Raw genomic sequence first — 10,205 nt, forward strand, 5'->3', positions numbered from 1 at the left:
TTTGAAATAACAAACAACAGGGAAAGGTGGAAGAAAAATGGGTTCATATTGCTTCGGAATTGATGTGGGAGGTACAACTGTAAAATGTGGTCTTTTCCAGACAGACGGTACTCTGGTAGACAAATGGGAAATTCCTACAAGAACAGAGAATAAAGGAGAGAACATTCTTCCGGATGTTGCAAATGCAATCAATCTCAAACTCGAAGAAAAGAAAATCGATAAAGCAGATGTAGAAGGTGTGGGAATCGGCATCCCGGGACCGATCAATTCAAAAGGCGAGGCTGCATGTGCAGTGAATCTTTACTGGGGATTTACTCCGGTTGCGCAGATCCTTCATGACCTTACAGGACTGAAAGCAAAGGCAGGAAACGATGCAAACGTAGCCGCACTTGGTGAGGCATGGAAAGGTGCAGCGGCCGGAGCGCAGAATGTGATTCTTGTAACACTTGGAACAGGTGTCGGCGGCGGCATCATCATAGACGGAAAAATCGTAGCCGGAGCGCATGGTGCAGGCGGAGAAATCGGTCATGTTACAGTGGTACAGGATGAAAAAGAAGCATGTAACTGTGGAAATAAAGGCTGCCTGGAGCAGTATGCATCTGCAACAGGAATCGTCCGTGTGGCAGGAAGAATGCTGGCGGCATCTGAGGAAGACAGTACTCTGAGAGGTCTTCAGAATATTACGGCAAAAGATGTTCTCGATGCGTTTAAGGCAGGAGATACACTTGCAGGCCGTATTATGGAATGTGTAGGAGGTTTGCTCGGAAGCGCTATCGCGGGATTTGCGGCAGTTGTTGATCCGGAAGCAATCGTAATCGGCGGAGGAGTGTCAAAAGCCGGACAGCCGCTGATCGACTGTATTCAGAAACACTACATAAGACATGCATTTCCATCCTGCAAGGAGACCCCTGTTAAGCTTGCGACACTTGGAAATGATGCCGGAATTTATGGCGCGGCAAAGATGGTTCTCTGAAAAATACATATTTAAAGATCAGAAGATTTTTACAGAAAGAGGGATTCCAGAATTTGGAATCCCTCTTTTAAGCTGGATTACAGACTTTTGGATGTAAAAGAGTATAATAGTTTCAGAAATATATTTTTGCAATTGTGAAGTTTTTAATTGGGGCTTTATTTACGATTTTTTATTTGCTATAATAGAACGGACTATAAAGGAGGAAAACCATGAATTACGGAAAAAAATCAGTCTCAAAAAAGCGAAATTCGCTGATTTCCCGTACTGCCATGATGGGCAAAAGAGCTCATGTGTCGCTGATCAGAGTTCTTTTTGTGATATTGATCACAATCTGTGTGGTGATTGGCTGTACCGGAATTGGAGCTTTTCGGGGAATTATAGATAATGCTCCTGATGTAAATGATATTGATATTTCACCACTGGGTTATGCGACATTTTTATATGATGGAGATGGCAATCAGCTTCGCAAGCTGACGGCACCGAGTTCGAATCGACTTCCTGTATCTATTGATCAGATTCCGGTGGATCTTCAGCATGCGGTTGTCGCAATCGAGGATGAACGTTTTTATGAGCATAATGGTATCGACGTAAGAGGTATTCTCCGTGCTTTTGTAAAGAACCTTTCCTCTGGAAATCTTTCAGAAGGTGCAAGTACGATTACACAGCAGCTTTTGAAGAATAATGTATTTACAAACTGGACGCAGGAGTCTACATGGCTTGAGCGTTTTACACGTAAGATTCAGGAACAGTATCTGGCTGTTGAAATCGAGAAAAAGATTAACAACAAAAATGTCATTCTTGAAAATTATCTTAATACGATCAACCTCGGAGCCGGAACATATGGTGTGCAGGCAGCCGCCCGCAAATACTTTAATAAGGATGTATGGAATCTTAATCTGTCAGAATGCACGACACTGGCGGGTATCACACAGAACCCGACGCAGTACAATCCGATTGAGCATCCGGAAGCAAATGCAAAGAGACGTAAAGAAGTCCTGGATCATATGATCGATCAGGGATATATTACACAGGAACAATATGATCAGGTAATCAATGATGATGTCTATTCAGAAATTCAGGCAGCGCAGGTACTGAATGAAGAGACGGATAATACCGTATATTCCTATTTTGAAGATGAACTGATTGATCAGGTGATTAATGATCTGATGAATATTAAAGGCTATACCCGTACGCAGGCACAGAACCTTGTTTACAGTGGCGGTCTGAGTATTTATACGACACAGGATGCTTCTATTCAGAAGATTCTGGATGAAGAGTATGCAGATCCGTCAAATTATCCGGATTACGTGCAGTACGCGCTGGATTATGCGCTCACTGTCCAGAATCCTGACGGAGAAGAGATAAACTACAGCAAAGAAATGCTTCGTCTGTATTTCCAGAACGAAGATCCGGAATTTGACCTTCTGTTTGATTCTCAGGAAGAAGGACAGAGCTATGTTGACCGATACAAAGAAGCTGTTCTTGCTGATGGGGGAACGGTTGTCGCGGAACGTGTAAGTTTTGCACCACAGCCACAGTCCTCTATGAGTGTCATTGATCAGCATACAGGTTATGTAAAAGCTATCATCGGCGGACGTGGAGAGAAGACAGCGAGTCTGACACTGAACCGTGCGACAGATACGACAAGACAGCCGGGTTCAACATTTAAGGTTCTGTCTACGTATGCACCGGCTCTCAACGAGAAAGGAATGACGCTGGCAACGACATTCGAAGATGAACCATACAATTATCCGGATGGATCACCGGTAAATAATGCTTCCAAAAGTTATGGCGGAACGACAACAATACGCCAGGCCATCCAGAATTCCATCAACGTTGTCGCAGTTAAGTGTCTGGAAGAAGTTACTCCGGAACTCGGACTGCAGTACCTTGACAATTTTGGATTTACAACACTGGCACATGGTACTGAAGCAGATAGAGATGCTGACGGAACTGTCTGGACAGATGCCAACCTTCCGATGGCACTGGGAGGTCTTACTCATGGTGTTACGAATGTAGAACTTTGTGCAGCATATGCGGCAATTGCAAATAATGGCAATTATATTGAGCCGATTTACTATACCAAGATTCTGGATCATAACGGAAATGTCCTGATTGAAAAAAATTCAGCAGGAAGATCTGTTGTTAAGGAAAGCACGGCATGGCTTCTGACCAGTGCGATGGAAGATGTTGTAAATAAAGGTACAGGTACTGCCTGCCAGCTGGATAATATGACAGTTGCCGGTAAGACAGGTACAACAGATGCATACAATGACCTCTGGTTTGTGGGATATACACCATATTATACTTGTGCGGTATGGTCCGGATTTGATAATAATGAGAAACTTCCGGAAGACGCGAGAAATTTCCACAAGAACCTCTGGAAAAAGGTAATGACCCGTATTCATGAGGGCCTTCCGGATAAAGACTTTGATATGCCGGTAAGTGTAGAGAAAATCAGTATTTGTGAAGAAACGGGACTACTTCCAAGAGCTGGCTGCCCGGTAATCACAGAATACTTTGATATTGGTGATGTGCCGACAGATTATTGCGATCAGCATTTCTACGAATCGGACGATACGGGGGAAGAGTATACGACTGATGAAGAGACCAATGTATCACCGACTCCGGATCCAGATAATAACAGCAATAACAATGGAGACAACACCGGAGGAGACAACACTGGAGGAGACAACACCGGAGGAGACAACACCGGAGGAGATAACACCGGAGGAGATAACACCGGAGGAGATAATACCGGAGGAGATAATACCGGAGGAGATAATACCGGAGGAGATGACGGCGGCGGAGACAATACCGGAGGTGACGACGGCGGCGGAGATACCGGCGGAGGAGATGACGGTGGAAGCGCAGAAGAATAAACTTACAGAATACAAAACTATATATGAGGGCGGTATCGGAGAAATAACCGAAAAGAAATCTCGATTTATCGCAACGGTTCGCCCTGTTGAAACAGAAGAAGAAGCGCTGGTATTTCTGGAAGAAATGAAAAAGAAATACTGGGATGCCAGACATAACTGCTACGTATATTCCGTCGGAGCGAACAGGGAATTCACAAGATGCAGTGATGACGGGGAGCCGTCCGGAACTGCCGGACGTCCGATGTTGGATGTGATTCTGGGAGAAGATATCTACAATGTAGCTGTTGTAGTAACCAGATATTTTGGCGGGGTGCTTCTTGGTACGGGCGGTCTTGTGCGTGCCTATTCAAAGGCTGTACAGGAAGGTCTGGCTGCAAGTACTGTCATATTAAAGCAAAAGGGAATTATACTGCAGGTTACGACGGATTATACCGGGATCGGCAAGATTCAGTATATCGCAGGAGAATGGTCCTTGCCTGTGCTGGACAGTGAATACACTGACCGGGTTGTTTTGAAACTGCTGGTTCCTGTACAGGAAAGCGGGGGTGTCGAGAAAGCAATCACAGAAGGAACGAATGGACGCGCACGGCTTGAGCAGGATGGGGAATGCTACTATTCGGTGATTGACGGAGAAGTTCAGACGTTTGATCATTGATTAAAACATAAGAAGCGCCGCAGAAATCATGAAACGAATCATGGTTTCTGCGGCGTTTTTTTTGTTTGTGTGAAAAAACATGATGTAATCTTTCGGTTATGCACCGAAATTAAATCAGCATTTCTCCGGTTCCGGATAATCTACGCCGAATGTATCAACAGTCATGGATTTGATCTGCTGATCATCAAGCGGTCTGTCACGGAAATCAGTTTCTGTCTCTGCGATTTTGTTTACAACATCCATTCCTTCGATTACTTTACCGAATGCAGCATAGCTTCCGTCAAGGTGTGGAGCTGCTTTGTGCATGATAAAGAACTGGCTTCCACCTGAATTTGGATGCATGGCTCTTGCCATGGAAAGAACACCAGGAGTGTGTGCGAGATCATTTGCAACACCGTTCTGTGCAAATTCGCCTTTGATGCTGTAGCCAGGACCGCCCATTCCGGTTCCGTCCGGACATCCGCCCTGGATCATAAAGCCGTTGATGACACGATGGAAGATCAGACCATCATAAAATCCTTTTTTTACAAGACTGATAAAATTGTTTACGGTATTCGGTGCGATTTCCGGATAAAGCTCTGCTTTCATCACATCACCATTTTCCATGGTAATGGTTACGATCGGGTTTGTATTTGCCATAATCATAGTCTCCTTTTGCAAAAAGTATTGTTTTTCTCTGTGGGCTCTATTATAATATGCAAAGAACAATTCTGCAAGGAAAAAGGTGATTGGTAAAATGGTGACAGAGACAAGAAGCCCTGAAGAAACATATGAATTAGGTCGAAAAATCGGTCTGCAGGCAAGACCTGGTCAGGTATATACACTGACCGGAGACCTGGGAGTAGGAAAGACAGTATTTACGCAGGGAGTTGCTGCAGGACTTGGGATTACGGAGCCGGTAAGCAGCCCGACATTTACGATTGTACAGGTTTATGAAGAAGGACGCCTGCCATTTTATCATTTTGACGTTTACCGGATCGGGGATATCGAGGAAATGGAAGAAATCGGATATGATGATTATTTCTTTGGCAAGGGTATCTGCCTGATCGAATGGGCAGAACTGATTGAGGAGATTTTGCCGGATGACAGAATTTCCATTACAATAGAAAAGAATCTTGAGCAGGGATTTGATTATCGCCGGATCACTGTGGAAGGTTTGTAAGAAATTTTATCTGTTTTATCTGGATGGATGAAAAGAGGAGATAGGATATGAAGATTTTAGGACTTGACAGTTCCGGAATCGTGGCATCTGTTGCTATAGTAGAGGACGATGCGCTGATTGCGGAATATACAGTCAATTATAAAAAAACACATTCACAGACATTACTGCCGATGTTGGATGAGATTGCAAAAATGACAGAACTTGATCTGAACAGCATTGATGCAATCGCAGTAGCAGCAGGACCTGGTTCCTTTACAGGGCTGAGGATTGGGTCAGCAACAGCAAAAGGACTTGGACTTGCCTTAAAGAAACCATTGATTGCCATTCCTACTGTAGAGGGACTGGCATACAATCTGTATGATACACCGGGGCTGATCTGTCCGATCATGGATGCGCGACGCAGGCAGGTTTATACAGGCATTTACTGTTTTACTGATCATCAGCTGGAAGTGGTGGAAGACCAGATGGCAGTGCCGATGGAAACTATGATCGACAAGTTGAATCAGCGTGGAGAAGCGGTGACTTTTCTTGGTGATGGAGTACCGGTTTTTCGTGAGCTTATTGAAGAAAAAATGACAGTGCCGTATTCTTTTGCGCCTGCACACGTAAACAAACAGAGGGCAGCAGCAGTCGCAGCGCTTGGCGAGATTTATTATAGTCAGGGAAAAACAGAAACGGCAATGGAACATGTTCCGGATTATCTGCGTGTTTCGCAGGCTGAAAGAGAGCGTGCTGAGCGGGAGGCGGCAAAGGCCGACGGTAATTCATGACGTTTCGCGAAATGTCAGTAGAGGATCTGGAGCAGGTCGTAGAGATAGAAAAAGCCCTTTTTTCTGATCCATGGACGAAGGAAGGCTTTTTTACATTTCTGACAAAAGAGAATACCATGTTTTTTGTAGTCGAGGAAAAAGGAAAAATACTCGCATATTGCAGCATGCAGACAGTTCTGGATGAAGGCGATATTCTGAATGTTGCTGTTCGTTCAGACAGACAAAAAGAAGGTATCGGCTATTTCCTTGTGGACAGCATGCTTAAGATGGCAGAAATGATCGGAATTCATATTGTGCATCTTGAAGTGCGGGAAGGCAACGGAACGGCAAGAAGACTGTACGAAAGACTTGGATTTAAAGAAGATGGACTTCGCAGGGATTATTATACTGATCCTACCGAAAATGCAGTTTTAATGACGAAGATGCAGTAAATGCAGGAGTGAAAAATATGTTGGATTTATGTTTACTGGGCTGTGGTGGTATGATGCCACTCCCTAGGCGGTGGCTGACTGCGCTTATGACGCGTTATAACGGGAGCAGTCTGCTGATTGACTGCGGAGAGGGAACACAGGTTGCAATTAAAGAAAAAGGATGGAGTTTCAAACCAATCGATGTGATTTGTTTTACACATTATCACGGAGATCATATCAGTGGTCTTCCGGGACTTCTTCTTACAATGGGGAATGCAGATCGGACGGAACCGCTTACGCTTGTCGGTCCTAAAGGACTGGAGCGTGTGGTGAATGCACTTCGCGTAATTGCACCGGAACTCCCTTTTGAGATTAAATTTATAGAAGTAACAAAACCATTTGAAGTACTGGAACTTAACGGGTACCGTATTAGCGCATTTCGTGTGAATCACAATGTGATCTGTTATGGCTATACGATTGAGATTCTGCGTCAGGGAAAATTTTCACCGGAACGTGCCAGAGAACAGGAGATTCCGCTGAAATACTGGAATCCTCTTCAGAAAGGCCAGACGATAGAGGCGGATGGCGTGGTGTATACGCCGGATATGGTTCTCGGACCGGATCGAAAAGGTATTAAGGTGACATACACGACGGATACGCGTCCGACGGAATCTATTTTGCATAATGCCGTAAATTCGGATCTCTTTATCTGTGAGGGAATGTATGGAGAAGAAGACAAAATTGAAAAAGCAAAAGGCTATAAACACATGACATTTCGTGAGGCGGCAACACTTGCAAAAGATGCAGAAGTCAAAGAACTATGGCTGACGCATTACAGTCCGTCCCTGATTCGTCCGGATGAGTATATGGATATGGTACGTGGCATTTTCCCGAATTCATGGCCGGGCAAAGACGGAAAAAGTGTTGAGTTAAATTTCGAAGAAGAATAGAGGGGCCATAAAATGAAAGATACATTGATTCTGGCAATAGAAAGTTCATGTGATGAGACAGCGGCTTCTGTAGTAAAGAACGGAAGAACAATTCTGTCAAATGTTATATCGTCGCAGATCGAACTTCATAAGTTATATGGAGGTGTTGTACCTGAAATTGCCTCCCGTAAACATATCGAAAAAGTAAATCAGGTAGTTGAAGAAGCATTAAAGGATGCAGATGTCACACTGGATGATCTGGATGCCATTGGTGTTACTTATGGTCCGGGTCTGGTTGGTGCGCTTCTGGTAGGAGTGGCAGAGGCAAAAGCAATTGCATACGCTAAGAAGCTCCCGCTGGTAGGCGTGCATCATATTGAAGGGCACGTTTCTGCAAATTATATTGAACATCCGGATCTGGAACCGCCGTTTCTCTGCCTGATTGTGTCAGGAGGACATACACACCTTGTAATCGTCAAAGATTACGGTGAGTTTGAAATCCTCGGACGTACACGTGATGATGCAGCGGGAGAGGCATTTGATAAAGTTGCCCGTGCAATTGGACTGGGGTATCCGGGCGGTCCGAAGATTGACAAGCTTTCAAAAGAGGGAAATCCGGAGGCTATTGTGTTTCCGCGCGCAAAAATCGGAACCTGTCCTTATGATTTCAGCTTTAGCGGTGTGAAATCAGCTGTCCTGAATTATATCAATCAGGCGCAGATGAAAGGCGAAGAAGTGAATCGTGCGGATCTTGCAGCTTCCTTCCAGAAAGCAGTAGTAGATGTTCTTGTGGAGCATACGATGCTCGCAGCAAAAGATTACAAGATGGATAAAATCGCGATTGCGGGTGGAGTTGCGTCCAATGGAACACTTCGCGCGGCAATGGAAAAAGCATGTGTGGAAAACGGTTATAAGTTTTATCGTCCGTCACCGATTTTCTGCACAGACAACGCGGCAATGATCGGTGTGGCAGCGTACTATGAATATATGAAGGGAACCCGTCATGGATGGGATCTCAATGCTGTACCGAATTTAAAACTCGGTGAACGTTAAATAACAGTATCAGGAGGTTCTGAAATGAAAGAAAAAATTACGGCAATTGTTCTGGCAGCAGGACAGGGAAAACGTATGCACAGTAAAATCCAGAAACAGTTTCTGGAGATTCAGGATCATCCTGTATTATATTATTCTTTAAAATGCTTTCAGGACAGTCCGGTGATCGATGATATTATTCTTGTGACACAAAGCGATATGATATGCTATTGTAAGGATGAAATCGTTGACCACTACTCTTTTACGAAAGTATCAGATGTTATTGCCGGCGGTAAAGAACGCTATGATTCTGTCTATCAGGGACTCCTTGCCTGCACAGACACTGATTATGTGTTTATACATGATGGAGCACGTCCATTTATTACAGAAGAAATTCTTAAGCGAGGTCTTGCCGGCGTAAGAGAGACAGGCGCATGTGTAGTGGGAATGCCATCAAAAGATACGGTCAAGCTGTCTGATGAGGACGGCTTTGTCAGTACGACTCCGGAACGCAAACAGGTCTGGACTATACAAACGCCGCAGATATTTTCTTATGCTCTCATACGAAAAGCACATGAGAGTATAAGAAAGAAAGATATGAGTATGATTACAGACGATGCCATGGTGGTAGAGCAGGAAAGTGGGGTTAAAGTCCGTCTTGTGGAAGGTTCTTATCAGAATATAAAGATCACAACACCGGAGGATCTGGACGTTGCAGAGGTGTTTTTGAAAAAAGATTGAAAAAATGTAAAATTTTGTATTGACAGTAAAAAGATTTGATGATAGAATACATCTTGCGTCTGGCAAAGAGACGTCGAACACTGAAAAGTGCATATGGAGAGATATCGAAGTGGTCATAACGAGGCGGTCTTGAAAACCGTTTGTCCGCAAGGGCGCGTGGGTTCGAATCCCACTCTCTCCGCTGTTGAGAATGAAAATAATTCAAAAAAGTTCTTGACAAACGAAAAACAACGCGATATAATATAAAACGCTTCTGAAAAAAATGAGAAGCGATTGCGTAGGGCAATTTGGAGAAGTACCCAAGCTGGCCGAAGGGGCTCCCCTGGAAAGGGAGTAGGTCGTTAATAGCGGCGCGAGGGTTCAAATCCCTCCTTCTCCGCTCAAGTTTGAAAAACTTGAAAAAAGCACTTGACACATTGTAAAAAATGTGGTAAAGTAAATGAGCTGTCCGAGAGACGGCGAGTTAAGAACCTTGATAACTAAACAGTGAAACACATACGATTCTCGAAAATTTCTTTTTAAATTCAAGAACAAAACCTTAAAACAGTAAAACGAGAGATAGCTAGTTGTTATCTTGAGTGAATCAAACATTTTTATCAGAGAGTTTGATCCTGGCTCAGGATGAACGCTGGCGGCGTGCTTAACACATGC

General features: G+C 44.2%; 10 protein-coding genes and 2 tRNA genes. 11 read left to right on the top strand and 1 reads right to left on the bottom strand.

Annotation, left to right across the window (positions count from 1 at the left end; translation table 11 throughout):
* Positions 1-37: 37 nt before the first annotated feature.
* The 3 genes from DWW86_RS11580 to DWW86_RS11590 all read left to right on the top strand — a co-directional run bounded on the left by DWW86_RS11580 (position 38) and on the right by DWW86_RS11590 (position 4,510).
* Complete coding sequence (locus DWW86_RS11580) at positions 38-973, top strand: ROK family glucokinase (RefSeq protein WP_117943247.1); 936 nt, start codon at positions 38-40, stop codon at positions 971-973.
* Between the two features lie 209 nt (positions 974-1,182).
* A complete protein-coding gene (locus tag DWW86_RS11585; protein WP_117943249.1) occupies positions 1,183-3,855 on the top strand; it encodes a transglycosylase domain-containing protein in 2,673 nt (890 codons plus the stop codon).
* Positions 3,836-4,510: a YigZ family protein gene (locus DWW86_RS11590; RefSeq protein WP_286187708.1), complete on the top strand. Its 675-nt coding sequence runs from the start codon at positions 3,836-3,838 to the stop codon at positions 4,508-4,510. Before DWW86_RS11585 ends, DWW86_RS11590 begins: the two co-directional genes overlap by 20 nt.
* A gap of 114 nt (positions 4,511-4,624) precedes the next feature.
* Here DWW86_RS11590 and DWW86_RS11595 read toward each other — a convergent pair whose 3' ends face one another.
* Complete coding sequence (locus DWW86_RS11595; protein ID WP_117943253.1) at positions 4,625-5,149, bottom strand: peptidylprolyl isomerase; 525 nt, start codon at positions 5,147-5,149, stop codon at positions 4,625-4,627.
* Between the two features lie 97 nt (positions 5,150-5,246).
* Here DWW86_RS11595 and tsaE point away from each other — a divergent pair, with 97 nt between their 5' ends.
* The 8 genes from tsaE to DWW86_RS11635 all read left to right on the top strand — a co-directional run bounded on the left by tsaE (position 5,247) and on the right by DWW86_RS11635 (position 9,933).
* Positions 5,247-5,672: a tRNA (adenosine(37)-N6)-threonylcarbamoyltransferase complex ATPase subunit type 1 TsaE gene (tsaE, locus tag DWW86_RS11600; protein ID WP_072523049.1), complete on the top strand. Its 426-nt coding sequence runs from the start codon at positions 5,247-5,249 to the stop codon at positions 5,670-5,672.
* 47 nt (positions 5,673-5,719) lie between these two features.
* Positions 5,720-6,442: a tRNA (adenosine(37)-N6)-threonylcarbamoyltransferase complex dimerization subunit type 1 TsaB gene (tsaB, locus tag DWW86_RS11605; protein WP_072523050.1), complete on the top strand. Its 723-nt coding sequence runs from the start codon at positions 5,720-5,722 to the stop codon at positions 6,440-6,442.
* 11 nt (positions 6,443-6,453) lie between these two features.
* A complete protein-coding gene (rimI, locus tag DWW86_RS11610; RefSeq protein ID WP_286187709.1) occupies positions 6,454-6,873 on the top strand; it encodes a ribosomal protein S18-alanine N-acetyltransferase in 420 nt (139 codons plus the stop codon).
* A 17-nt stretch (positions 6,874-6,890) separates the two neighbouring features.
* The gene (locus DWW86_RS11615; protein ID WP_072523052.1) at positions 6,891-7,802 is read left to right on the top strand and encodes a ribonuclease Z; all 912 of its coding nucleotides are present in this window, start codon (positions 6,891-6,893) and stop codon (positions 7,800-7,802) included.
* A 12-nt stretch (positions 7,803-7,814) separates the two neighbouring features.
* On the top strand, positions 7,815-8,834 hold the full coding sequence (tsaD, locus tag DWW86_RS11620; protein ID WP_117943255.1) for a tRNA (adenosine(37)-N6)-threonylcarbamoyltransferase complex transferase subunit TsaD: 1,020 nt from the start codon (positions 7,815-7,817) through the stop codon (positions 8,832-8,834).
* A gap of 24 nt (positions 8,835-8,858) precedes the next feature.
* Positions 8,859-9,554, top strand: coding sequence for a 2-C-methyl-D-erythritol 4-phosphate cytidylyltransferase (gene ispD / locus DWW86_RS11625; protein WP_072523054.1), 696 nt, complete (start codon positions 8,859-8,861; stop codon positions 9,552-9,554).
* Positions 9,555-9,649: 95 nt separating this feature from the next.
* Positions 9,650-9,735: transfer RNA gene (locus DWW86_RS11630), tRNA-Ser, on the top strand.
* 108 nt (positions 9,736-9,843) lie between these two features.
* Positions 9,844-9,933: transfer RNA gene (locus DWW86_RS11635), tRNA-Ser, on the top strand.
* The last annotated feature ends 272 nt before the right edge of the window (positions 9,934-10,205 follow it).

The sequence above is a fragment of the Ruminococcus sp. AF17-22AC genome, assembly GCF_003460065.1.
GTDB lineage: Bacteria > Bacillota > Clostridia > Lachnospirales > Lachnospiraceae > Blautia_A.